This window comes from Streptomyces hygroscopicus (assembly GCF_026168105.1).
In the GTDB taxonomy this organism is placed as follows: domain Bacteria; phylum Actinomycetota; class Actinomycetes; order Streptomycetales; family Streptomycetaceae; genus Streptomyces; species Streptomyces hygroscopicus_D.
Genome location: NZ_LBMW01000010.1, coordinates 138,836 through 162,474 on the forward strand (window position 1 = coordinate 138,836; position 23,639 = coordinate 162,474).

Annotated in this window: 22 protein-coding genes and 1 pseudogene; 11 read left to right on the top strand and 12 right to left on the bottom strand. The window is 70.8% G+C overall.

Annotation, left to right across the window (positions count from 1 at the left end; all coding sequences use genetic code 11):
- Positions 1-170: 170 nt before the first annotated feature.
- From AAW14_RS13205 to AAW14_RS13215, 3 genes are all read right to left on the bottom strand, one after another.
- Entirely contained in the window at positions 171-2,120 is a 1,950-nt protein-coding gene (locus AAW14_RS13205) for a collagenase (protein ID WP_265563423.1), read from the bottom strand.
- Between the two features lie 201 nt (positions 2,121-2,321).
- Positions 2,322-3,281, bottom strand: a complete 960-nt coding sequence (locus AAW14_RS13210; RefSeq protein WP_265563425.1) for a LysR family transcriptional regulator — start codon at positions 3,279-3,281, stop codon at positions 2,322-2,324.
- Positions 3,282-3,471: 190 nt separating this feature from the next.
- Complete coding sequence (locus AAW14_RS13215) at positions 3,472-6,690, bottom strand: tetratricopeptide repeat protein (RefSeq protein ID WP_265563427.1); 3,219 nt, start codon at positions 6,688-6,690, stop codon at positions 3,472-3,474.
- A gap of 199 nt (positions 6,691-6,889) precedes the next feature.
- Between AAW14_RS13215 and AAW14_RS13220 the strand changes: the two genes are divergently transcribed.
- Positions 6,890-7,303, top strand: coding sequence for a hypothetical protein (locus AAW14_RS13220; protein ID WP_322741071.1), 414 nt, complete (start codon positions 6,890-6,892; stop codon positions 7,301-7,303).
- Positions 7,304-7,342: 39 nt separating this feature from the next.
- Here AAW14_RS13220 and AAW14_RS13225 read toward each other — a convergent pair whose 3' ends face one another.
- A complete protein-coding gene (locus tag AAW14_RS13225; protein ID WP_265563428.1) occupies positions 7,343-8,308 on the bottom strand; it encodes a pirin family protein in 966 nt (321 codons plus the stop codon).
- A gap of 173 nt (positions 8,309-8,481) precedes the next feature.
- On the opposite strand from AAW14_RS13225, the gene AAW14_RS13230 reads away from it, so the two are divergent.
- Both AAW14_RS13230 and def read left to right on the top strand, forming a co-directional pair.
- Entirely contained in the window at positions 8,482-8,829 is a 348-nt protein-coding gene (locus tag AAW14_RS13230) for a tetratricopeptide repeat protein (RefSeq protein WP_265563431.1), read from the top strand.
- Positions 8,830-9,013: 184 nt separating this feature from the next.
- Entirely contained in the window at positions 9,014-9,676 is a 663-nt protein-coding gene (gene def, locus AAW14_RS13235) for a peptide deformylase (protein ID WP_265563433.1), read from the top strand.
- Positions 9,677-9,772: 96 nt separating this feature from the next.
- On the opposite strand, the gene AAW14_RS13240 is transcribed toward def, so the two are convergent.
- Complete coding sequence (locus tag AAW14_RS13240; protein ID WP_265563435.1) at positions 9,773-11,203, bottom strand: dihydrolipoyl dehydrogenase family protein; 1,431 nt, start codon at positions 11,201-11,203, stop codon at positions 9,773-9,775.
- Positions 11,204-11,325: 122 nt separating this feature from the next.
- Here AAW14_RS13240 and trxA point away from each other — a divergent pair, with 122 nt between their 5' ends.
- Entirely contained in the window at positions 11,326-11,712 is a 387-nt protein-coding gene (trxA, locus tag AAW14_RS13245; RefSeq protein WP_265563437.1) for a thioredoxin, read from the top strand.
- Positions 11,713-11,875: 163 nt separating this feature from the next.
- Here the strand turns inward: trxA and AAW14_RS13250 are convergent, their stop codons facing one another.
- Positions 11,876-12,910, bottom strand: a complete 1,035-nt coding sequence (locus AAW14_RS13250) for a LacI family DNA-binding transcriptional regulator (protein WP_265563438.1) — start codon at positions 12,908-12,910, stop codon at positions 11,876-11,878.
- Between the two features lie 159 nt (positions 12,911-13,069).
- Here AAW14_RS13250 and AAW14_RS13255 point away from each other — a divergent pair, with 159 nt between their 5' ends.
- From AAW14_RS13255 to AAW14_RS13265, 3 genes are all read left to right on the top strand, one after another.
- On the top strand, positions 13,070-14,503 hold the full coding sequence (locus AAW14_RS13255; protein WP_265563440.1) for an amidase: 1,434 nt from the start codon (positions 13,070-13,072) through the stop codon (positions 14,501-14,503).
- A 25-nt stretch (positions 14,504-14,528) separates the two neighbouring features.
- The gene (locus AAW14_RS13260) at positions 14,529-14,747 is read left to right on the top strand and encodes a hypothetical protein (RefSeq protein ID WP_265563443.1); all 219 of its coding nucleotides are present in this window, start codon (positions 14,529-14,531) and stop codon (positions 14,745-14,747) included.
- Positions 14,748-14,889: 142 nt separating this feature from the next.
- The gene (locus AAW14_RS13265) at positions 14,890-16,371 is read left to right on the top strand and encodes a flotillin family protein (protein ID WP_265563445.1); all 1,482 of its coding nucleotides are present in this window, start codon (positions 14,890-14,892) and stop codon (positions 16,369-16,371) included.
- Positions 16,372-16,465: 94 nt separating this feature from the next.
- On the opposite strand, the gene AAW14_RS13270 is transcribed toward AAW14_RS13265, so the two are convergent.
- From AAW14_RS13270 to AAW14_RS13280, 3 genes are read right to left on the bottom strand one after another with little or no spacing between them, the layout of a single operon-like run.
- A complete protein-coding gene (locus AAW14_RS13270; RefSeq protein WP_265563446.1) occupies positions 16,466-17,446 on the bottom strand; it encodes a D-cysteine desulfhydrase family protein in 981 nt (326 codons plus the stop codon).
- A 38-nt stretch (positions 17,447-17,484) separates the two neighbouring features.
- Positions 17,485-17,631 (bottom strand): hypothetical protein, encoded by a 147-nt coding sequence (locus tag AAW14_RS13275; protein ID WP_265563448.1) that lies wholly within the window; start codon positions 17,629-17,631, stop codon positions 17,485-17,487.
- A complete protein-coding gene (locus AAW14_RS13280) occupies positions 17,628-17,807 on the bottom strand; it encodes a hypothetical protein (RefSeq protein ID WP_265563450.1) in 180 nt (59 codons plus the stop codon). Before AAW14_RS13280 ends, AAW14_RS13275 begins: the two co-directional genes overlap by 4 nt.
- A gap of 311 nt (positions 17,808-18,118) precedes the next feature.
- Here AAW14_RS13280 and AAW14_RS13285 point away from each other — a divergent pair, with 311 nt between their 5' ends.
- Positions 18,119-19,174: an alpha/beta fold hydrolase gene (locus AAW14_RS13285; protein ID WP_265563451.1), complete on the top strand. Its 1,056-nt coding sequence runs from the start codon at positions 18,119-18,121 to the stop codon at positions 19,172-19,174.
- A gap of 29 nt (positions 19,175-19,203) precedes the next feature.
- Here AAW14_RS13285 and AAW14_RS13290 read toward each other — a convergent pair whose 3' ends face one another.
- A complete protein-coding gene (locus AAW14_RS13290) occupies positions 19,204-19,767 on the bottom strand; it encodes a CGNR zinc finger domain-containing protein (protein ID WP_265563453.1) in 564 nt (187 codons plus the stop codon).
- Positions 19,768-20,030: 263 nt separating this feature from the next.
- On the opposite strand from AAW14_RS13290, the gene AAW14_RS13295 reads away from it, so the two are divergent.
- Positions 20,031-20,726 (top strand): SDR family oxidoreductase, encoded by a 696-nt coding sequence (locus tag AAW14_RS13295; protein WP_265563455.1) that lies wholly within the window; start codon positions 20,031-20,033, stop codon positions 20,724-20,726.
- A 90-nt stretch (positions 20,727-20,816) separates the two neighbouring features.
- Here AAW14_RS13295 and AAW14_RS13300 read toward each other — a convergent pair whose 3' ends face one another.
- Positions 20,817-21,419: a GPP34 family phosphoprotein gene (locus AAW14_RS13300; protein ID WP_265563456.1), complete on the bottom strand. Its 603-nt coding sequence runs from the start codon at positions 21,417-21,419 to the stop codon at positions 20,817-20,819.
- Positions 21,420-21,902: 483 nt separating this feature from the next.
- Between AAW14_RS13300 and AAW14_RS13305 the strand changes: the two genes are divergently transcribed.
- Both AAW14_RS13305 and AAW14_RS13310 read left to right on the top strand, forming a co-directional pair.
- Positions 21,903-22,097, top strand: a complete 195-nt coding sequence (locus AAW14_RS13305; protein ID WP_265563458.1) for an antitoxin — start codon at positions 21,903-21,905, stop codon at positions 22,095-22,097.
- Positions 22,098-22,179: 82 nt separating this feature from the next.
- Positions 22,180-22,626 (top strand): type II toxin-antitoxin system PemK/MazF family toxin, encoded by a 447-nt coding sequence (locus tag AAW14_RS13310; RefSeq protein ID WP_265563460.1) that lies wholly within the window; start codon positions 22,180-22,182, stop codon positions 22,624-22,626.
- Between the two features lie 59 nt (positions 22,627-22,685).
- Here AAW14_RS13310 and AAW14_RS13315 read toward each other — a convergent pair.
- Positions 22,686-23,516 (bottom strand): annotated as a pseudogene (locus AAW14_RS13315) (TIGR02452 family protein).
- Positions 23,517-23,639 lie beyond the last annotated feature (123 nt).

Consider the following 23,639-nt stretch of genomic DNA (forward strand, 5'->3'; position numbering starts at 1 on the left):
AGTTGTCGAAGTCCGGCTCCGGCGGGGCGCACTGCCTTCGCGCGGAGGCCGACCGATGCGCGCGGCCGGAGCGGGTCCCTCACGTCCGCCTCACGGAGAGCGCGGGACTGCCCCGCTGCCACGGTCGGTCGGCCTGTCCGCGCGCCGGCGCACCGGACTGAGGCCGTCGGTCAGGACGACGCCTGCCCCGGCGCGTCGCAGGCGCCCGCCGCGCACGCGGTGAGCCAGGTGTCGAAGTCGGCGTCGTAGCGGGTTCCGATGTCGGAGGCGTAGACGGCGTAGCCGCCCGTGTAGTCGCCGACCCGGAAGTAGGCGAGCATGCGCTGGATGTCCTCAGGGTGATTCTCGAACATGTAGCGGACCGCGAGATAGCCCCAGGGGTAGGTGCGCGTCACATCGCTGTTGGCATAGGTGTTCTGGAAGAGCGTGCTCAGGGTGTAGGTGTGCTTGCCCGCCTCGGAGACCGCCTGGTCGTCGGTGATGTTCCGGTAGCCGTAGGAGACGTATTCGGCCAGCCCCTCGATCCACCAGACGTCCGGGACCGTCGTCTGCTGGGTGAAATCGCCCTTCATGTCGTAGCGGGCGTCCAGGTAGTGGGTGTACTCGTGGTTGAGGTTCCAGATCCGGGCCACGAAGCCGTCGTCGCTGTCCTTCTGGTACATGATCGAAGTCGGCTGGTTGTGGGGGTCGGACGGATCCCCGTCCAGGGTTATGCCGCCGTTGTCCGTGCTGACGCCGAAGATCGCACCGGCATAGGTCTGGTAGTCGGTCCGGCTCGCGAACACCACGAGCTGGATCGTCGACACGTACTGGCCGGGTATCGGGCCCTGGTCCTTGACGAGGTCGTGGACGTAAGGATCCTGGCTCAGCACGCTGGTACAGGCGGCGTCGAGGTCGGCGGGAGTCAGTGACTGCGCCAGGATGGTGTGCGTCTCGTCGCAGGCATGGGTGAGGGGCAGTGCCGCGTTCGTCAGTCGGCCGGTCAGGTCACAGACGTCGTAGTACGAGCAATCGGCCCTGTCGTAGGAGTCCAGCTGGGTCGCCACCGCCACCCACAACCGTGCCGTGGGTCCGGTGATGCCGGAGGCGTCCAGCAGACCCTTGGCCAGCGGCCTGATGCGGGCCTGGAGCGCGGGGTGCTCCACATAGCGTGCGAGGTTCATCCCGGCGTTGGAGTCGAGGTAGGAAAGGTTCGTCCGCAGCAGGTCCATGTGCTGGAGCGCGAACGCCCTGAGGGTGCCGATGATGCGCGGGTCCGCCGTGACCGCCTTGACGTAGGCGGTGTTCCAGTTTCCGCGCCACAGGGGGGTGTAGACGTCGTTCACCGCCGCCACCATGCTGTCGACGGCGTCGTAGGAGCTGTTGTAGCCGTTGAGGAGGCGCCGGTAGACGCTGAGGTAACGGCCCTGCAGGTCGGCGCTGTCGGTGAGGATGACGACGTCGCCCAGGACGTCGCCGTTCCCGGCGGTGACGTCCGTCGCGTGCCGACTGGCGAAGAAGGCGTCCAGGCCGCGCGCCGTGGCCGTGTTCAGGGCCGCGCCGTAGGAACCGGTGTCGGACGGGTGGTTGAACTGTACGTAGTAGCCGGCCCGCAGGAACAGGACGAGCTGCCACGCGTGCGCCGAGTTGTCACCGCCGTACCTCCGCGCCTCGTTCGTGAAGGCATTCGCGACGGTGACCATCTGGGACTCGCGGAAGACCGCGTACGCGTCGCTGCCGGAGACGGCGAACAGAGTGTTGATGCAGTCGATCGCCGACGCTTTGACGAAACCGACGAGTGCGGAGCCGGTTCTGCGGCCGAAGTCGGCCGGGGAACAGGCGGCCTTCGACGCGCCCTTCGGCTCGCTCGCGGCAGCCTGTTCGTGCGGGGGCGTGGCCGCCCGCAGGGGAGGGAGCTCGGCGGGAGCCGACCGCCGGCCCTGTACGGGCCGGTCCACGGCGCCGAAGGTCGACCCGGTCGGGGGAACGGCCGGTGCGGTGTCGCGGGCGACCGTCGAGGCGCTGTCGCCGTCCTTCGACGGGGGCACGGCAAGTGCGGGCGTCGCCAGCAGGCCGGCGAGGGTGACGGCGGCGGCGAGAGCGCCGGCCACACGTCTGGGCAGGGCGAAGCGGTAGCGCATCTGGACTCCCTCTCGGATGGATGCGCCTCGTAAGCAGCGATGAGGCGTGAGAGGACCTTCTCAATCTGTCACGTCGTCAACAATGGCGTGTGACATAGCACATTGCACAGTTGGCCCATAACATGCGGCTCGGCCTTCTACCGGGCTGTCCGACAAGGCCGGAGGCAGCACCCGGCCGGGCGGGCCCGGCCCGCAGCCGCACTATCGCTCGGCCACGCTCCACGTCCGCGAGGCCCACGCCCTCAAGTGCGGTGACTTGGCGACGAGATCGCGATACGCGGCTGCGGCGGACGTGAACAGCATCTCCACCACGTCGTCGGCAACCCTGTCGCGGCGCCAGGCCAGTACGTAGCGGCACCACAGTGGTGTGCCGACCAGCGGTTTGATCATCACGTCCGGGATCGGCCGCAGGGTCGCCTGCACCAACGAAACGCCGAGTCCGTCGGCGATCATGTTCTGCAACTGCAGCTGGTCGCCCAGGAATTCGTGGACCGCCAGCGGCGAGAAGCCTGCCGCCTCACAGGCCCCGTAGAAGACTCCCGGCCAGCCGGCCCCGTCGTCAGGCGTCACGAACCACGCCTCCTCGGCCAGATCGTCGAGGGCGATCTGAGGGCGATACCTCAGCCGGTGGCGGGCCGAGATGGCCACGAACGTCGGCTCGGTGACGATCCCGCGATGAGCCACCGTGGAGGAGTGCCGCAACTCCATTCCGGGGTAGTCCGCGGCGATCGCCGCGTCCACCTCGCCGTTCTCCAGTAGTTCGACGATCTGCGAGGACGCGTACACACTGCTCACGGCGAGCGACACGTCCGGCAGCCGGCCGCGGACCCGGACCACCATGCCCGACAGTACGGGCGAGTTGGTCGCGGCGACACGCAGAGTCCGGCACGTTCCCGCAGCACCTCCGGCCGGCCGGTGCCCTATGGCCGCGGCGCGCGCCAGGACGTCCTGCGCCTGGGCCACGACCTGTAAGCCGTACGGCGTGAGATGCACGCCCGACACACCGCGCTCGAACAGCGACTCACCGAAGAAGCGTTCGATACGACGGAGCTGGGTGCTCAAGGCCGGTTGCGAGTACCCCAGGTCCGACGCGGCCCGACCCACGCTCCCCGCGTCGGCGATCGCGCACAGCACGCGCAGATGCCGAAGCTCCAACTCCATCCGCCCGCTCCCCATCCCAGCCGACCGGGCACCCGGCCGCACGAACCGGCGCAAGGGCGCCGCCCACCGGTTTCACCAGCGGAGGGGAAGCGTTCCACCGCGTGGTTCCGCTCACAAGACGGGGTTCCGCCGACGTACCGTGAGTTGGTCCTGCGGGGCGACGAGCCCGTCCTGGACGCCACGCCGTCGGTCAGCGAGTGGAAGCGGGTGGTTCCGTCATCCAGACCGGGCAGTCCTGGCCGGTGACCGACCGGAACTGCTCGACGACCCCGGCGGTGTCGCCGACATACGCGCGACGCAGATGGCCCGCGATCACAGGAGTGATTCCGCGGCCGTGCTCGGGTAGCCCTTGCGCCTGGAGAAGGGCATGGGCCAGGGGTGCGATGGCCTCCCGGAACAGGCGTCCCTCGACCATCACGCACCCATAGGTGGCCACACTCTGGACGTAGTGCGCAAGGTAGGCGTCGCGGTCGGCTTCGACCAGCCGCTGATAGAGACCGGCCGACTGCCCGGCGACCGGCACCGCGTCGTCCCATCGCCGAAGCTCGACCAAGAGGTTCACGTGGTTGCTCAACGACATGGCCAGGATCGGCAGATATTGCTCCGGTTCGGCGCCGGCCAGCTCTCCGTACAGGGCGACGGCCTCCTGCGAGAACGGCACGGCCTCCTCCGGCCGCCCCACTTCCCTCAGCCACACGGCGTGGTTGTTGGACGATGCGGCCAGGTTCGCCAGGTAGACGTCCCGGTTGACCGCGACCAGCCGGCGCCACCGGTCGATCGCCTGTTGTGAGACAGGTACCGCATCGTGCAACCGCCCAAGCTGTGCCAGCAGTACAGCATGGTTGCGGGACACTGTGGCCAGCTGCGGCATGAACGCGTCCCTGTTGACCTCGGCCAGCTCCGTGTACAGGGCAACCGCCTTGCGCGAGAACGGCACCGCTGCTTCCCTCCGGCCCAGCTCGGCCAACAACAGTGCGTGGTTGTTGACCGAGCCGGCCAGGCCCGGCAGATGGGCATCTCGATTGGCCGCAACCAGCTCCGCATGCAGATCGATCGTCTCCTGCGAGATGGGAACGGCCTCACCCCGCCCCCTGAGCTCGGCCACGACGTTGGCGTGGTTGGTCAACGACACCGCCAGACCCGGCAGATGGCCGGGTCGGTTGACCGCGACCAACTGGCGTCTCAGGTCGAGGGTCTCTTGGGAGATCGCCATTGCTTCGTCCCATCGACCGAGCTGCCCCAGCAACGCGGCGTGGTTGTGCAACGATGCGGCCAGGTCCGGTAGATGGGCGTCCCGGTTGACCACGACCAGTCGGCGCCGGAGGTCGACCGCCTGTTCGGAGATGGGTACCGCCTCGTTCCGCCGCCCCAGCTCCGACAGCCACAGAGCGTGATTGTTCAAGGTGTGGCCCAGGCTCTCCGCGTGGGCATCCGGATCACCCGCGGCCAGTTCCTCGTACAGGGCGAGTACCTGCTCGGACAGTTCCGCTGCCTCCCTCCGCCGGCCCACCTCGGCCAGCCGGTTCGCATGGTTGCCCAACGTCCTGGCCAGGTCGGGCAGGTACGCCTCCGGGTCGGTCCCGGCCAGCTCCAGCCACAGGTCCACGGCTTCCTGCGACACCGCTGCCGCCTCGCTCCGCCGGCCCACCTCGGCCAAGAGGTTTGCCTGGTTGCCCAACGAGGTCGCCTGCTCCGGGCGATAGGCCCCCGGCTCGGTGCCGGCAAGCTCTCGCCATGCCTCCAGGGCCCGGTGGTTGGCCTTCATGGCCTCGATGAGCAGGCCGGCGTTGCGTAAACGGGCCGACAGCGCACCGTGGATGCGGGCCCGTTGTACGGAGGAGGTGGCAGCTGCAAGTCTGCGTTCGGCGAGCCGAGACGCCAGGGCGGCGATTCCCAGGTCCAGATCGACATGCCGGTGCCCAGGCAACAGAGCCTCGATGCTTTCCAGCAGCTCCACATCGAGGTCGTCGAGGCCGGCCAGTGCGGCCAGCGTGGCGCCTCCTGCGTGCAACGCCAGCCGAGGGTGGGCCGCGAGCAGCGGGTACAGCTGGCCTTGGGCGAGGTGCGGCCACCGGCGGGCCGCTTCCACCAACGTGGTCAGAGCGTGCCCGGCCCACACCGGCACCCCCGGCGCCCCGGAATCACCGGGGTGTTCGGATGCGAGCAGACGGGCGGGCGCGCCATCCGCCCAGGGGTCGGCCGGAAAGCCGTGGCCGTGGCCGGGGGTGGACAGCGCGAGGAAGTCCTCGCCCAGCCGGTCCGGGTACAACGGCTCCAGCAGCGTCGTCGTCTGCCGTCCCTGTCCGCCGGTACCCACGGCGGATGGGTAGCACACCGCATGATCCTTGAGGAGTTGCCCGGGGGCTTCCCGGGAATCGACGTCTGCCCGGGTCAGAGCGGCCTTGGCGTCGGGATAGCCGAGCGGACCGGTGATCGTGGCGGTGTACACCACCTGCCCCATCGCGTCCGGGGCCGTCACCAGAGGCTTCTCCCGGACGGGGGCGTGCATCGCCTCCCAGTGGTCGCGCTCCCGGGCCAGCAGGAACGAAGACACCTCCACGGGATCGACGGGCGGGACGTCGTCGCAGGCGTGAGCCAGCACGGCGGCCAGCGCGGCCATGTGCACCGTCAGCACCAGCCGGTAGGCCTCGTGGCCGACCAGCGCGCCCGGCGGATCGACGCACTTGGCACCCGGCACTCCCAGCAGATCCGCGAACCGGTCGCGTGCCGAGGTGAACAGGCTCAGACGGGTGGAGGCCGGGTCGTCCTCCAAGGGCCCGAGGGCCCGGTGGCTGGGCACCAGGCCCACGTCCCGTTGGATTCGGCCTTCCAGGCTCTGCCACCACGTGCCCGCCGGACGGGCCAGCAAGAGCACCCGCACCGGCAGCCCGTGGACTCCGTCCCCGGTCCGGATGTCCGTCAACAGGGTCAGCAGATCGGTCGTGTCCCAGCGTTCGGCGTAGTCCACCACCACAAGGAGCCCGGCCGCACTGTGCAGATCGGGGCCGGTGAACGTGTCGGCAGCGGATCGGTCACGCCGGTGGTGGGCGGCGAGCACCGCCCAGCCTTCCCGCCGCCACAAGTCCGCGACATGTCCGGCCAGCCGGGTCTTGCCCTGCCCACCCGGCCCATGGATCAGATGGACCTTGAGCACGCCTGACGCGGTCGCCTCACGCCACGCCCGCAGTTCTCGCAGCTCCGTCTCGCGACCGGTGAACTCGATCAGGCCGTTGACCGCACGCAGCAGCACACTCGGCCATTCCCTGGCCTTCTCCACGGGAGGTACGGAAGCCTGTGCGGGCCAGTCGGCCAGCCGGTACGGCTCCTCACCCTCGTACACCACCATGTCCCCGGCAGCCTGGTGGATCCGTGCGAACCCCGAGGCAACCGCGTGCGGTGTAGCCGCCATGATCGTCCCCCTTCGCCCTGCACCGGCACGCGTCACCGAAAATACACACATTCAAGCGGCGAAAGCGGTGATTCGACGCGACTGCCCGGCCTCCGACCCTGACTTGCTTTCAATCTCCCGTGGACCACTGCCACTTGGCGATACGCTGACGGTCGCAGGCGCCGTGTGGGCAGGTCACCAGGAGGGGTGGAGAGGCTCAGTGTCGGAGATCATCGAACTTGCCCGTACGGCTGGGACGACGCTCGTCACGCTGATGACCAGCGAAGCATGGACCCGTATGCGCAACGGATTGGTCTCTCTGTGGCATACGGTGCATCCCGAGAGTGCCGGAACGGTCGAGGAGGACCTTGAAGCCAGCCGGTCCGACGTGCTCGCCGCGCAAAGCAACAACGACGAAGCGCTCGCGCAGGAAATTCGCATGGAATGGCAGAGCCGCGTGCGCCGACTGCTGACCGAGCATCCCGAAGCGGCGACCTCACTGCGGCAGCTTCTCGACGAAGTCGCCCCGGCGGAATCGGCGCATGCCGCAGGCGGGATCCATCTGCAGGCAAAGGCTTCGGGCAAGGGCCGCGTGTATCAGGCAGGTCGTGACCAGCACATCACCGAACGATGACCGATCGGCCTGACACCGAAACCAGGGGGATCGCCAGGGTCAGCGCACCCTTCCCCGGGGCTTCAACGGCACCGACGGCAGTTCCGGGGCCCGCAGCGGTGCGCCGTCGTACCCCTTCACCTCACCGAAACGCGTGCCCGTCGCCCAGTCCGCACGGGCCCGCTCGATGTCCTCCTGGGACCGGCCGATGAAGTTCCACCACATGATCAGCTCCTCCTCGAACGGCTCACCGCCCAGGAGCATCAGGCCCGCGTCCGATTCGGCGCGCAGCGGGAGTTCGGTGCGGCCGCAGCCGAGGTAGAGCATCGAGCCCGGCAGCACCGGTACGCCGTCGACATGGGCCTCGCCGGACATCGACAGCACCGCGTACTCGAAGTCCGCCTCCAGGGGAAGGCGTACATCCGCCCCGCGTGCCAGGGTCAGGTCGGCGCCCACGATCGGGGTGTACGTCGAGCCAGGGGACGTCGCGCCGTCGACCTCGCCCAGGATCAGGGTGGCCTCGAGGCCCGGCGCCGTGACCACGGGCAGTTCGGCGTGGTACTCGAAGTGCGGTTCGGTGCTCCGGTGGCTGTCCGGCAGGGCCACCCACAGCTGAGCGCCGTGCAGGAAGCGCGCGTGCGGCTTCGGGCTCTCCTCGGAGTGGCTGATCGCCCGGCCCGACGTCATCAGACCCAGCTGGCGCGGGTGGATGGTCTGGAGGCTGCCGGTCGAGTCGCGGTGCAGCACCTCGCCCCGGTGCAGCCAGCTCACCGTCTGCAGCCCCATGTGCGGGTGCGGCGGGACCTGCATGCCCGGTTCGTCGGCGATGTCGTCCGGGCCGTAGTGATCGACGAAACACCAGGCGCCCACCATGCGTCGGCCCAGGTTGGGCAGCAGCCGGCGGACTTCTGTCGACTCGCCGAGCTGGACCCGGCGCGGACTGAGGAGCTCACGCACCGGCTCCGCCACCACGAACCCACGGCCACCGCACACGGCGGGCACCGCCTCGCGATCAAGATTGCTCATGCCCCACAACCTAGCCCCGGCGGGGTGCCCGCGTCAGGCCATCCACTCCCCCATCGAGGCGCTCTTGGACCGGCCGCGACATCGGGCCGCCTCGGGCCTCAGCCGGGAGACATCCGACCTTGTGGAATATTCAACCAAACCTTGCGGTTGGGCCCGCCATGAGGAGGTCTCGAGTGGAGACGACGTACTACGGCCACGGGACGCCCGCCGAGCGCTGGGAGCGGGCGCGGATGTTCTTCGACGCCAAGGACTACTACGCCGCGGCACGGGTCCTCAAGGGGCTGGTCGATGAGGCGCCGGAGCAGACCGGACCGCGGCTGCTGCTGGCGCGCGCGTACTACCACTCCGCCCAACTGCACCGCGCCGAAGCCGAGTTGGCCACCATCGTGGAACGCGACCCGGTGGAGCACTACGCCCGGCTGCTGCTGGGACGCACACTCCAGCGTCAGGGGCGCGCCGCCGAGGCGGAGCCGCACCTGCGGATCGCCTCGGCGCTCGCGGGTGACTTCGCGGAGCTCTGATCCCCCGGAGAGCGGGATCCGGAGGGAGCACCCCCGGCTGACGTCAGGCCTGGATGTGCGAGTGAGTTCCCGGCGGTGTTCGTCACACGCGCCACAGACTCCGCCCTCGTGGGGGCGGTGACGTGTGCCACAGGGACGCCCTGCCGTCCCGTCCGCCGCGCGATCCGCCTGTCATGCTGGCGCGATGGCATCCGAAGTCGACCGCACGCACCCGAAGGACCGCCCGATCGCCGAGCGGGTAGAGGAACTCCTCGCCGCCGGCGGCCCGTTGCCGATCGTCACCGCGGGCCATCCGGTGCTGCGCCGAGGCGCCGAGCCCTTCGAGGACCAGCTGGAGCCTGCGCTCCTGACCCGTTTCGCCGAGGCGCTGCGCGAGACGATGCACGCGGCGCCGGGGGTGGGACTCGCGGCGCCGCAGGTCGGGGTGCCGTTGCGGATCGCGGTCATCGAGGACCCGGCCCCCGTGCCCGAGGACGTCCGCCAGGCGCGAGGACGGGTGCCGCAGCCCTTCCGAGTGCTGGTCAACCCGTCGTACGAGGCCGTCGGCAGCGAACGGGCCGCGTTCTTCGAGGGCTGTCTGAGCGTTCCGGGCTGGCAGGCCGTGGTGGCCCGGCACGCCCGGGTGCGGCTGCGGGCGCTGGACGAGCACGGGGCCACGGTGGACGAGGAGTTCACGGGCTGGCCCGCGCGTATCGTGCAGCACGAGACGGACCATCTGGACGGCATGCTCTACCTGGACCGGGCGGAGCTGCGCTCGCTGTCCTCGAACGAGTCCGTGGTCGCGCGGTGGGCGCAGCCGACGCCCGAACGGGCGGCGGCCGACCTGGGCTTCACGCTGCCCGGCTGAGGAGGCCGACGGCGGCGAAGGCGCCCGCGGCCCACGCCGCGGGCGCGCTCCTCGTCAGGGCGTCGGGATGGTGCACTCGGATGAGACCTGCCGGCCTCACCCCCGGTACGCCTCCAGCAGCCGCAGCCACACCTCGCTGATGGTGGGGTACGAGGGCACCGCGTGCCACAGGCGGTCGATCGGGACCTCACCGGCGACCGCGATGGTCGCGGAGTGGAGCAGCTCCCCCACGCCGGGGCCCACGAACGTGACGCCCAGCAGGGTCTCGCTGTCCAGGTCGACGATCATGCGTGCGTGGCCTCGGTAGCCGTCGGCGTACAGGCCCGCCCCCGCGACCGACGACAGGTCGATGTCCACGGCGCGCACCTGGCGGCCCGCCTGCTCCGCCTCCGCGAGGGAGAGGCCCACGGCCGCCGCCTCCGGGTCGGTGAAGACCACCTGCGGCACCGCCGCGTGGTCGGCGGTCGCGGAGTGGGCGCCCCAGGGGTCCGTCTCCAGCAGCGGGACGCCCGCCGCGCGGGCCGCGATGGCCGCGCCCGCGATGCGGGCCTGGTATTTGCCCTGGTGGGTGAGGAGGGCGCGGTGGTTGACGTCGCCGACCGCATACAGCCACTCGCTGCCCTTCACCCGCAGGGTGTCGTCCACCGGCAGCCAGGAGCCGGGCTCCAGGCCGACGGTGTCCAGGCCGATGTCGTCCGTGCGGGGTGCCCGGCCGATGGCGAAGAGGATCTCGTCCGCCTCGAGGCGGTCACCGGAGTCGGTGACGACCACGACCGTGCCGCCCTCGCGCCGTACCGACTCGACCGAGGTGCCGGTGCGGACGTCCGCGCCCGCCTCGGTGAGCGCCTCGGCCACCAGTTCACCGGCGAAGGGCTCCATGCGGGGCAGCAGGCCCTTGCCGCGGACGAGCAGGGCGACCTGGGAGCCGAGGCCCTGCCACGCCGTGGCCATCTCGGTCGCCACCACGCCCCCACCCACGACGATCAGGCGGCCGGGGACGGACTTCGAGCTCGTCGCCTCCCGGCTGGTCCACGGGTTCACCTCGGCGAGCCCTGGCAGGTCGGGCAGCAGGGCACTGCTTCCGGTGCACACCGCCACCGCGTGCCGGGCGGTGAGGACGTGGTGCTCGCCGTCGGGACCGCTCACCGTGACCGTGCGCGGCCCGGCCAGCCGTCCCTGCCCCCGGTACAGGGCGGCGCCGGTGCCGTCCAGCCAGGCGACCTGCCCGTCGTCCCTCCAGTTCGAGACCTCGTAGTCCCGGTGGGCCAGGACCGCGGGCGCGTCGAGGGGGCTCTGCACCAGATGGCCGAGGCCCGGGACGCGGCGGGCGTCCGCCCGGGCGATCACCGGGCGCAGCAGCGCCTTGCTGGGCATGCATGCCCAGTACGAGCATTCGCCGCCGACCAGCTCGCTCTCCACGACCGCGGTGGAGAGTCCGGCCGCACGGGTGCGGCCGGCGACGTTCTCCCCCACGGGCCCGGCACCGAGCACCACGACGTCGTACGCGATGGATTCCGTATCCGTCATGGGGCCAGTCTGGTTGTTGGTGTGCGCGGTGGCCACACGGGTAAGCACGCGGAATACCTGACCATGAGTCGCCGTTGTCGACATCGGCTCAGACCCCGACACCAGGAAGAGGGAAACACGCCATGAGCAGCACCGTGGAGCTCACCAAGGAGAACTTCGACCAGATGGTCACGGACAACGAGTTCGTCCTGATCGACTTCTGGGCATCCTGGTGCGGGCCGTGCCGTCAGTTCGCCCCGGTCTACGAGAAGGCCGCCGAGGAGAACCCGGACCTGGTGTTCGGCAAGGTGGACACCGAGGCGCAGCCCGAGCTGGCCGCGGCCTTCGGCATCCAGTCGATCCCGACGCTGATGGTCGTCCGGGACCAGGTCGCCGTGTTCGCCCAGCCGGGCGCGCTGCCGCAGTCCGCCCTCGACGACGTCATCGGGCAGGCGCGCAAGCTGGACATGGACGAGGTCCGCAAGGCGGTCGCCGAGCAGCAGTCGAAGGCCGAGCAGAACGGCGAGTGACCGTCGGCGACCGTCCTGGAGCCAGTGACGCGCAACACGGGGCGCCAGGTCGTCGGGGCGGCCGGCACACCGGCTCGGCCCTCTCCCCCCTCGGTCGCCGGGCGGGGCGCGGCGGTTCGGCTGCCGCGAATACCGGTCGTGGTGCGCGTGCCGCGTGGGGTGCTCAGCTCGATTCGCGGTGCACTATCCGTGCCCCGAGCACCTCGTGCATCTCGGGCACACCTCCGGGATCGCGCACCACCCGGTCGACCAGTTCGGCGAGATCGCGTCCGGACGGCAGTTCGATGTGAACCGTGCTGAGCCGCGGCCGCAGCAGTCGGCCGAGCATCAGGTCGTCGGCGCCGACGACGGCCGTCTCCTCCGGTACGCCCACACCCTCGTCCTGCAGGGCGCGCATCAGCAGCATCGCGTACTCGTCGTTGTAGGCGAAGACCGCGTCGAGGGCCAGGGAACGCCAGCGTGCCGCGAGCCGGGCGGCGGCTTCCTCCTCGTAGGCGAGCGGCAACTCGGTGACGGTCGCGTCGGTGCCCTCCAGTGCGCGCCGTGCGCCCTGGAGCCGGGGCCCGGAGAACAACTCGAGGCCGGGCTCCTGCGGGACGACGACACCGATCCGGCGACGGCCCCGGGCCAGCAGGTGCACCCCGGCACTGTGCCCGACCCCGTGGTGGTCCAGGACCAGCGTGTGCGCCCCCTCGATGCGCTCGGGGCCGAGGGTGACGACGGCGCGGGCGCCGGAGCGTTTGAGGACGCGTACGCCCCCGGGGCCTAGACCGCCGCCGGGCACGAGGACCGCGACCGGCCTCAGTTCGGCCCAGGCGCGGGCGGCCTCGTCACCGTGCAGACCAATGCTGCCGTACTGGACCACGGTGTAGTCGAGTCCACCGAGGGCCCCCTGCAGTTCGTTGAAGAACTGGCTGTACAGCGGCCCCGCGGGCACGTTCGGGGCAGGCATCAGCACCATGCGGCTGTGTCCGGCGCGCAGGCTGCGGGCGGCGGCGTGCGGGACGTATCCCAGTTCCTCTGCGGCCTCGCGGACACGGCGGCGCGTGGGTTCGCTGATGCGTACGGCACTGGTGTTGTTGAGGACGTACGAGACGGTCGCGCGCGAGACACCGGCCAGGCGTGCCACATCTGCGCTGGTCGGCACGGCGGGTGGTGCGGGCGACGAAGGGACGGGCTGTTTCGGTAACTGCACCATGACGTACCGCATCTTCGCAGAATGGCCGCACGGGTCGCCTCCGGGGTGCCGTCCACGCTGGAACGACCGCCTCCGGAAGGGAAGTTGCGCATACCCTCCCGGTCAGCGCAGCCACAGGTTACCTTTCGGTAGACCAAAGGAGTTGCGGAGGTGTCCCCCATGGCTGCCGACCCAGGTGCGGGGCTGGTCGAGTGCGCCCGCGCGCTCGCTGCCGGCGAGCGGACCTCCCGCGAGGCGGTGGAGCGTGCGCTCGCCCGGATCGAGGCGGCCCAGCCCTCGGTGAACGCGTTCCGCCTGGTGCGCGCCGAGGCCGCGCTCGCCGAGGCGGAGGCAGCGGACAGGGAGCTGGCGGCCGGGGTGCGTCGGCCCCTGCTCGGGGTGCCGGTGGCCGTCAAGGACGACATGGACGTGGCGGGCGAGCCGACCGCGTTCGGCTGCCCGGGCGCCTTCCCGCCGGTGGCCGAGGACGGCGAGGCGGTACGGCGGCTGCGGGCGGCCGGAGCCGTGATCGTGGGCAAGACCAACACCTGCGAGCTGGGACAGTGGCCGTTCACCGAGGGGCCCGCCTTCGGCGCCACCCGCAACCCCTGGCACCTCGGCCACACCCCGGGCGGCTCGTCCGGCGGGTCCGCGGCGGCGGTCGCCGCCGGGCTGGTACCCGCCGCGCTGGGCTCGGACGGTGCCGGTTCGGTACGGATCCCGGCCGCCTGGACCCATCTGGTGGGCATCAAGCCGCAGCGGGGCCGTATCTCGACCTGGCCGCGCCCCGAGTCCTTCCACGGCATCACGGTCAACGGCACGCTCGCCCGCACGGTCGCGGACGCGGCGTTACTCCTGGACGCGGCGAGCGGCAACCACGTCGGCGACCTGCACCGCCCGCCCGCCCGCGACGTCTCGGCCGCGGTGGGACGCGACCCCGGTCGGCTGCGGATCGCACTCTCGCTGAAGCCGCCCTTCACGGCCGTGCCCGCCCGGCTCGACCCCCGGATCCGGGACCGGGTCCGCGCGCTCGCCGAGCGACTTGCCGCGCTCGGGCACGTGGTCGAGGAGGCGGAGCCGCGCTACGGGCAGATCGGGCTCGCCTTCCTGCCGCGCGCGATCGCGGGAGTCGCGGAGCGGGTGCGCGACGTGCCGGAGCCGGACCTGCTCGACCCGCGCACCCGCGACGCCGCACGCCTGGGCCGGCTGCTCGGCGGGGCGCCGCTGCGGGCGGCACGGCGGGCGGAGGCGCTGCTCCACCGGCGGGTGGGGGCGCTCTTCGCCTCCTGCGACGTCATTCTCGCGCCGACGACGGCCGCTCCGGCGCCGCGCATCGGGACGCTGCTGAACATGAGCGGCTGGAACACCGACCGCGCGATGATCGCCGCCTGTCCGTACGCCTGGCCGTGGAACGTACTGGGCTGGCCCGGCGTCAACGTCCCGGCGGGCTTCGTGGATGAGGGCTCCTTCCGGCTGCCGGTGGGCGCGCAGTTGCTCGGCCCGGCGAACAGCGAGCCTCTTCTGGTGTCGCTGGCAGCCCAGTTGGAGTCCGAGCTGAGGTGGCACGAGCTGTGGCCGCCGGACCACACCACTGCGGACGCACGGGCGGCGTAAGAGCGTTCGGCCGTACGCTGTGACCATGGACGATGCGTCGATGGTGGGCTTGATGGGGCGTGTCACCGGTGCCGTCGGGCCCGGGCTGGTCGGCGAGGTGATCGTCCGTGTGCGCGGCGGCGCCGAGCACTTCCTCGCGTATCCCGCGGACGGGAAGACGTCTATGGAGCGCGGCACGGTGGTGATGGTGGTGGAACACCTGCCGCCGCGGACCGTGTACGTCGAGGCGGCGTACGGCAGTTGAGACCGACTCGTCGCAGGTGAGAGCTGCACACGTCAAGATTGCAACAAGGATCCGTCAGCGTCTTCACCCCGGGCTTGCGCAGGCGCAGACTCGCCTTCGTTCGGTGCCGAAACCCGGCACCAGGCAAAGGGGGCGTTTGCCGATGGTCATCGGCGTCGTCGCGGGGGCCGTGGTCCTCGCGCTGGTCTTCGTCGTTGTGGTCTTCAAGCTCATGTGGCGGGTCGCGGAGCCCAACGAAGCACTGATCATCTCCGGTTCGAAGCATCGGACCGAAGGTCTCGAAGAAGGCATGGGATTCCGCATCGTCACGGGGCGCGGCACACTGGTGCTGCCGGGCGTGCAGGCGGTGCGCAAGCTCTCCCTCGACCTGAACGAGACGGAACTGCACGTGGACTGCGTGACCCACCAGGGCATTCCGCTGAAGGTGCGCGGCGTGGTCATCTTCAAGGTGGGCGACGACTTCGTGTCGATCGCCAACGCGGCCCGCCGCTTCCTCGACCAGCAGAAACTGATGTCGGAACGCGTGCACAACGTGTTCGCGGGTCATCTCCGTTCGATCGTGGGCGGGTTGACCGTCGAGGACATGATCCGTGACCGGGAGAAGCTCACCGGGCAGACAAGGGCAGCCTGTGGCACGGAGATGGAGAAGCTCGGCCTGATCGTCGACTCGCTGCAGATCCACGAGATCGAGGATCCGACGGGATACATCCAGAACCTGGCCTCGCCGCACGCTGCGGCCGTGCAGCGGGACGCACGCATCGCGCAGGCGGAGGCGAATCGTCTCGCCACCGAGGCGGAGCAGCAGTCGTTCGCACGGATGGCGGAGGCGACGCGGGACAGCGAGATCCTTCAGGCCGGCTATCAGGCCGAGCGCGACAAGGCGGCCGCCAAGGCGCGCCAGGCCGGTCCGCTCGCCGACGCCGCGGCCCGTCAGGAGGTCGTGGTGCAGGAGACCCGGGTCGCGGAGCTGGAGGCGCACCGCCGTGAGCAGCAGCTCCAGGCGGACGTCCGCAAGCCCGCGGACGCGAAGGCCTACGAGAAGCGCACGCTGGCCGAGGCCGAGCGTGACGCGCGGATCTCGGCGGCGCAGGCCAAGGCGAAGGAGACCGAACTGGCGGCCGCGGCCGAGGCGACGCGCGTCAAGACGGCCGCGGGCGCCGAGGCGGAGGCGACCAAGACGCGCGGTGCGGCCGCGGCACAGGCGACGCGCGCCACCGGTGAGGCCGAGGCCGCCGCCGCCCAGGCGAAGGGTCTGGCCGAGGCCGAGGCGGCCCGCGCCCGGGGCCTGGCGGAGGCGGAGTCCATCAAGGCACGTGCCGCGGCCCTCGCCGAGAACCAGGAGGCGGTCGTCGCCCAGCAACTCGCCGAGAAGTGGCCGGAGATCGTCCAGGCGGGCGCGTCGGCCTTCGGCAACGTCGACAACATGGTGCTGCTCAACGGCGCGGACGGTATGGGCGAGATGTTCGCCAAGGCCCTGACGATGGGCGGCACCGGCCTGGGGCTCGCACGTCAACTGCTGTCCTCGATGAACCAGAACGGGACGCCGGCCGGGACGCCCGCCGGACTCAACGGGCACATGCCGCCGCGCCCGGAGAAGGTGGCCGTGGAGAAGGACGAGGGGTGATCCCCCGCGCGGTGAACCGCTGATGCGTCACGGCTTCGGGCGTACGGGCGTCGGTTCCCGTACGCCCGAAGCGTGCCGTTCTCCTGAGCGGAGGTCAGACGGCGCTGTAGGAGCGCAGGCCGGTGACCGAGCGGTGCACGGCCTCCATGTGCCCGAACAGGCCCGGGAGGCCGCCGGTGTGGAGGAAGACCGTGCGCCGGCCCGGTCGGATGTCGCCGTCCTCGACGGCGGCGATCAGTCCCGCCATGGCGCGTCCGCTGTAGACCGGGTCCAGGACGATGCCCTCGGTGGTCGCGGCGATCCGCATCGCCTCGAAGGCGGGTTCGTGGAGGAAGCCGTATCCGGCGCCCACCTGGTCGGTGCGGATCCGCAGCGAGTCCGGGGTGACGGAGCGGCGGGTGAGGGCGCCCGTGAGGTCGGCCACGACACGGGCCGGGTCCGCCACGGCCCCGCAGTGGACACCGAGGACGCGTTCCTCCCCCAGGGCGGCGATCAGCCCGGCCATGGTGCCGCCGGAGCCGAGTGCCACCACCACGTGGTCCACATCGTGCAGTTGATCGAGCAATTCCTCGCCGCATTCCACATACCCCCGTGCGCCGAGGGGGCTTGAGCCTCCGAAGGGGATGAGACAGGGGCGCGCGCCCTCGCGGCGCAACTGTCGGCAGACATCGTCGGCGGCCCCGGCCAGGACGCCGCGATCGCCGTCCCCGGCCCAGTGGATCCGGGCGCCGAGGAGCCCGTCGAGCACGAGGTTGCCGGAGTTGCTGGTGACGCTGCCGGGTGTGCCGGGAAGGACGAGCACGGCGTCGAGTCCCAGACGGGCGGCGGCGGCCGCGGTGAGACGCGCGTGATTGCTCTGCGCGGCACCGGTGGTGACCAGCGTGTCGGCGCCCTCCGCAAGGGCTGCCCCGGCGGTCCATTCCAGTTTGCGGACCTTGTTGCCGCCGCCTCCCAGGCCGGTGAGGTCGTCCCGCTTGATCCAGAGGTCGTTCTCACCCAGCCCCAGTGCCGCCGCAAGGCGGGGTGCGGGTTCCACCGGTGTGGGCCAGGCGGACAGGGCGATTTTGTCACTCATGAAACTCTCCGAGGGCGCTTCGGTGACGCCGTAGCGCGTCAGAAGACCTGCGTGAAACAGCCGAAGGCGAGCACGACCACCGCGGCGAGCGCCGAGAGGATCTTCAGGGTCCTGGGCACCTTCACTCCCGGGTCATGGGGCTCGGACGAGGCCGAGCGCCCCTCGGTGTCGGCCGTGCGGCTCACAGGCACGTGCGCACGAGCCAGTCATGGGAGTCGTATGCGTCCCTCGCCGGATCCGGAACCGTGGCCGGCTTCACCTGCACGGTGTCCTCCAGCCGGACACGCTCCGGCAACCGTCCGAACCGCGCGCGCCGCCCGGCTTCCGCGGCGTCCGAAGGCCGCTTCTCATCCTGCGCCATGTCGCTCTCCCGAGTCTTCAGCATTCACGGAGGACCTGCCCGATTCACGGAGGACCTGCCCGCGGGGCGGGGTCACGATACTCGCAGCGCGCCTCGTCACCCGTCAAGGGGGTGACACATGATTCGACCTCCTCGCTCACCGTAATCGATACTCCGCGATGAGGCGGCTGAATCACCGGTTTGACAGGTGACGAACACTATGGGAGCGTCACGTAAGAGCTTATGGAGCACCCCAGAGCCCCGCCACCGGGCGTGAACCGGCGTGCGTGCACCGCGGTCACGGCCCGACGACTGAGGAGAGAAGGTCTCGGATGTTCAGCAGGCGGAGCTTCGGGAAGATCGCGGGAGCCGGTGCGGCCGGGACGTCGTTGTCGGGTTGGGGCACGTCGGCGGCGGCCGAGCCGGGCGGGCCGCAGTCGCCGACACCCTTGCGGCCGACCGAGCAAGGGCACACCTCCTTCGCCTCGCTGCGGCAGATCAAGGCCGGCGTGCTCGACGTCGGTTACGCCGAGGCGGGACCCGCCCACGGGCCGGCGGTCGTCCTGCTGCACGGCTGGCCCTACGACATTCACAGCTACGTCGACGTCGCGCCGCTGCTGGCCGCGAAGGGCTATCGCGTGATCGTCCCGTATCTGCGCGGCCACGGGAGCACGCGCTTCCTGTCCGGCACCACCTTCCGCAACGCCCAGCAGTCGGTGATCGCCCTCGACGTCGTCACCCTGATGGACGCGCTCGGGATCGAGAAGGCCGTCCTCGCGGGCTACGACTGGGGATCACGGACGGCCGACATCATCGCGGCGCTCTGGCCCGGGCGGTGCAGGGCACTGGTCTCCGTGACGGGATATCTGATCACCAACCGGGAGGCGAACAAGAAGCCGTCGCCCCCCAAGGCCGAGTGGGCCTGGTGGTACCAGTACTACTTCTCCACGGAACGGGGTCGGCTAGGGCTGGAGAACCCGCAGTACCGTCATGATCTGGCCAAGCTCGTATGGAAGTTCAACTCACCGACGTGGAACTTCGACGACGCCACGTTCGATCGCACCGCCGGCGCCTTCGGCAATCCGGACTATGTCGATATCGTCATCCACAACTACCGCTGGCGGCTGGGTCTCGCTGCAGGTGATCCGCGGTACGACGCCCTCGAGCAGCGGCTGGCCCAAGGTCCCGCCATCGGGGTGCCGACCGTCACGCTCGACGGCGAACTCGACCCGTTCACCCCCGTCGGCAACGGCGCGACGTACCGGGACAAGTTCTCGGGCCCCTATGCGCACCGGACCCTGAAGGGCATCGGCCACAACGTGCCCCAGGAGGCTCCGGAAGCCTTCGCCGACGCGGTCGTCGAAGCCGACGCCCTGCGGCACCACTGACCACGGGAACCGCACCGGCCCGGGCTCCGTCAGGGGGCGGCAGGCGCCTGGGCCTGCTTCTTGCGCGCTCGATAGGCCTGCGCCTTGAGCTTGTTCCCGCAGGACTCCATGCCGCACCACTGGCGGCGCATGCCACGCGAACGGTCGATGTAGACGCGTGTGCATTCGGGGTTGCCGCACTCCTTCATCAGCGGCACGTCCGGTCCGCTCAGGAGTTCGACGGCGTGTCGCGCCACGGTGGAGAGCGCCTCCTGCTGCGTCGCGTCCGTCCACCGCCCCGACGGGGTGAGCTGAGGCGTCGCGGCCGGCTTGCGCGCCGCGCCGTTCACGACCGCGAGTGCCCCCCTGTCGTACTCCTCCCCGGCCACCCGGGCGGAGACCAGCCCGTAGATCGCCTCCCTGACTTCGATCGCCCGTTCGACGTCGAACTCACGGCTCGGTGCTACGGCGTCCACGATTCCGGACTCGACGTACCAGGCGTCCAGTCGATCCGGCGACGCGAACATCTCGAACCGCACCGAGCGGCGAGCACGCAGCGTCGCCGCGAAGTCGAGAGCGGGGTTGCCGCAGGGAAAGACATGATCCAGGTTCACGTCACCATCTTGACAGGTGACGTTGATCAGGACAAGCGTCGTCACCGGTCAGACAAGTGACGAACGGGGGTGGACCCCGCAAGACACGGTTCCCGCCTCCGCATCGAACCGGTCCCGTGATCGTCGATCGCGGCCGGGACGAGTTCTTCCTCCGGGTCGAATGTCGAATTCCGGGTCGGGCAAGGGGCGATCACCCGTCCGAAGCGCGAGGGTGGACACAGACAGACGGGTGAACCCCTCACGTCCACGGCGGAGGATGAGCGATGGACATCGAAGGATCGGTGGCAATGGTGACGGGCGCGAACCGAGGGATCGGCCGGGCGTTCTCCCGGGCGTTGCTCGACCACGGCGCCGCCAAGGTCTACGCCGCAGTGCGCGAACCGGACAGCGTGACCGACGAGGACCTGACGCCGCTGCGGCTGGACGTGACCCGTCCCGAGGAGGTCGGCGCGGCTGCCGCCGAGGCGGGCGACGTCTCCATCGTGATCAACAATGCCGGCGTCGGCGGCTGGGGCACCAAGCTCCTGGAAGGCCCCTTCGACGGCGCGCGTCAGGCGATGGAGGTCAACTACTTCGGCACCTGGTCCGTGGCCCGCGCCTTCGCCCCCGTCCTGGCCCGCAACGGAGGGGGCGCCCTGGTGAACATGCTGTCCGTGGCCTCCTGGCTCGGGCGGCCCGGCTGGCCGGGCTACGCGGCCTCCAAGGCTGCCCAGTGGTCCTTGACCGGTGCGCTGCGCGAGGGCCTGCGTGATCAGGGCACCCTCGTGGTCGCCGTCCACGCCGGCTTCGTGGACACGGATCTGAGCGCCTGGACGGACGCGCCGAAGATCAGCGCCCGGGAGGTCGCCGAGCAGACCATGCAGGCTCTGGCCGACGACCGCGTCGAGGTCCTCGCGGACGAGAACACCAGACAGGTCAAGGCCGGCCTGTGTCTCCCCCTCGACGCCGAAGCCCGCTGAGGCGTCAGCGGGCTGCTCTCGACGCCGTCCTCACCCTGTGCGCTCGGTACCGGGAGCGGGCGGCGACCAAGGCTGCGTACACCGCCCGCGTCACTGCCCTCTCCAGATGTTGTCGAAAGCCGCCTTCTCGACGGCTCGTCGCTGCCGTACCGCAGTCAGTTCGGTCACCGCGTCGTCGACGGCGCCCAGCACCGTCGCCGCCGCCTCGCCGGTCTCCTCGGGAAGACCTGTCGTCGGCGCGTCGCGGATCCCGATGGTCGCCGCGAGAGTGACGAGCACGGGCTCCTCCGCGTTCCATCGCTCCATCGCCTGCCGACGAGCGGGAGAGTCGACCAGAGCCGCTTCACCGGTCCAGGAAGGCAGCCAACGCCGGCGTTGCCGGGCGAGCAGCCCTTCGTCCTCGAAGGCGGCCAGATACGCCGAGGACAGCCCGCGTCCTCTGCGCCACAGCCAGTCCTCGACCGATTCGTACGGCATCTGCCGGACGAGTGACGACGCGGCCTCGGACAACACGCGGTCATCCGTCACCGGCGGGTCGCTCGGCACGATCGCCTCCGCGTCCAACGTGAGGGCCCGGAGATCCATGAGGTCGAGCAGTTCGGCCCCCGCGAGCGCGAGCGAGAGGTCGCCCTGTTCGGCGGGGCGGCGGGCAGCGCCCAGGGCGACGATCAACAGGTCCCGTGCGGTGGTCATGCGTGCTCCACATGGAAGGCATCGGTGGCAGTACGTCGCTGAGCGGACGCCCCAACAGCCCGACAGTAGCGCGGGTCGGTCAGGGTCGGCCGGTCGAAGCCGGAGCGGCGCCGGCCGGCGCGGACCGTTGTTCGGGGACGCCCTGCCGAGCGAGCGCCGTGTGGTGCGGGAAGCCGATGCGCAGGACACCGGCGGGAACGCTGCCGCCGGGACCACGACGGCAGCCAGAAGCAGCGCCTGTACGCCCGGCTGCCCGACAACGACCGGTACAGGCGGTGGACGGCATCTACGAGCGGTGGACGTCCCGTACGAGCGGCCCCCGGGAACAGGTGGCGCTCGATCTGTCAGCATCTGAGCGGCCGTCAACGCGTCGACGGCATCGGACGCGGCTCCTCAGGGAGCGAAGGCCGAGGGCCACCCGGATGCACCCACGGCGCGAGGCCCCGATCCTGGAGGGAGGGGGAAGACCGCAAGGAGGGCACCATGTCCGTGATGGACAAGCTCAAGCACATGCTGAGGGGACGCGAGCACGAGGCGAGCGAGGGCGTCGACAAGGGCCACGACACGGTCGACGACAAGACCGGGGGTCAGGGCGCCGGTCAGGTCGACAAGGGTCCGGACGCGCTCCGGGAGCAGTTCCGGTCCCAGCAGGAACGGGAGAACCCGCCCCAGCCGTAGCGACACGGCCGCCGGCTGACGCGCCTTCACGACTCCCGTACCCGCTCGGCGGCCGTCCGGGGGGACGCTCTAACGTGGCCGCGTGACTGCCTTTACCGATGAAGACGTCCCCGGCCGTTACGGCCCCACCGCGACCACCGAGGCCGACCCGCGCGAAGTGGGCCGGGTGCGGACGGAGTACTCCCCGGCGCACGACGGCGACCCCGACCCGGGGGAGATCGTGTGGACGTGGGTGCCCTTCGAGGAGAACGACGGGCGCGGCAAGGACCGCCCGGTGCTCGTGGTGGCCCGTGAGGCGGCGGGCACGCTGCTCGCCGTGCAGTTGTCCAGCAAGCGGCACGACGGAGACCGGGAGTGGGTGCCCATCGGAAGCGGGCCCTGGGACCGGTCGGGGCGCGACTCCTGGGTGGACGTGGACCGCGTGCTGCGCCTGCACGAGGACGGCATGCGGCGCGAGGCGTGCGCGCTGGACCGGATGCGCTTCAACCTCGTGGTGCACCGGCTGCGGGAGCGGTACGGCTGGAACTGAGCGCCCGGATCAGGGGGTGCCCGTCGGCGCGAAGACACGTTCGGGCCCGAGGGAGCAGGTCACGAGACGCACACCTGCGCGAATGCACGGTTGAACGCGGCCTTCGTCGTCGCACCGGACGTCCGGTCCAGCACGGCGAAGACGACTTCCTCGAAGTGCCCCCGGAACCGCCCCCCGACCAGCAGGTCGCGGAACGCCCCGGCCACCTGCGCCGGGTCGTTCCGGAAAACCCCGCAGCCCCAGGCGCCCAGCACCAGACGCCGGTAGCGGCAGGCGGCCGCCGTCTCCAGGACCCGCTCCGCGCGTCTCGCCAGAGCCTGCGGCAGCTCTCCCGCGCGCTCCGGCGCCGACTGCCGGACCACTCCGGCGTTCGGTGCCGCGGCGGTCAGGAAGCCGGCCGTGCAAGGGGCATCGAGCAGCTGCCCGCGGTCGTCGCGGAAGACGGGCACGGCGGGCGCATGGATGACGCGGTCCGTGTAGAACGGATCGCGGTGCGCCCGGTGGTGGCCGTAGAACTCCCTCACCCCGCGAAGGCACGCGTACAGCGCGGAGGCACGGCACAGGGCCTCCTCCTGGGCCTGCGCGCCGTTGAGGAAGCCGCCGCCCGGGTTGCGGGCGGAGGCGAAGTTCAGTACGGCCACCGGGTCACCCGATCGGCCGACGAGGCGCCGGGCGGCTTCCAGGCTGCTCTACCCGGTGACCTCGAACGCCGTGGTGACCGGATCGACCCGGGGTGTCGCCACCGGCTCCGGCCCGTACATCCGGGTCCCCGCGCGGGCGGCCTCGACCGCCGCGGCGATGCTCACCGTACGTCCGTCGGACGTACGGTAGGCGCCGGCCGCGACGATCTCCTCCGTCTGCTGCGCGATCCCCCGAAGACGCGCGCTCACGGCGCCACCCCCGTGGGCGCCGTGAGGGCGTTTCGCTGAACCTCCCCCGGCATGCCGCCGGTCTCCCCCGTCGTGCTCATGAACGCATGGTGAGCGATGCTGGTCCTACGCCGCAACGGAGTT